Source organism: Brevibacterium sp. SIMBA_078 (assembly GCF_046534565.1).
Taxonomy (GTDB): domain Bacteria; phylum Actinomycetota; class Actinomycetes; order Actinomycetales; family Brevibacteriaceae; genus Brevibacterium.
The window spans coordinates 1-251 of the sequence record NZ_JAWRYQ010000417.1 but is presented as its reverse complement, the minus strand read 5'-3'; the positions used below and the strand labels follow the sequence as shown (position 1 = coordinate 251).

The window sequence follows — 251 nt, the reverse complement described above, 5'->3', positions numbered from 1 at the left end:
ATTCAGTGTCCATTAATGACATTAATTGCTTCATCTAACGAATATATTGAAGAGGACGACGGATTAGAAGCGTTATTTGTTCGCTTTTTGCTTCGATTAGAAGTGAAGTGTATACGGGAGAAAGAGTTGTTTATTGCCATGTTAAAAGAGCCTAACTTTCGATGAATTACACGAGCTTCAAAAGCAAGTGGAGTTAGTGGAAATTCCAGATGCCATTTATCAGACAATCGCAAAAATCCGAACACGGTTAC

Annotated in this window: 1 protein-coding gene; it reads left to right on the top strand. The window is 37.5% G+C overall.

Annotated features, from left to right (window positions below; translation table 11 throughout):
* The first annotated feature begins 15 nt into the window (after positions 1-15).
* Positions 16-165 (top strand): hypothetical protein, encoded by a 150-nt coding sequence (locus tag SB749_RS20245; protein ID WP_410711889.1) that lies wholly within the window; start codon positions 16-18, stop codon positions 163-165.
* Positions 166-251: the final 86 nt, after the last annotated feature.

Coding starts and splice junctions, on each gene's coding strand:
- SB749_RS20245 (WP_410711889.1), top strand. CDS start 16: ATGACATTAATTGCTTCATCTAACGAATATATTGAAGAGGACGACGGA.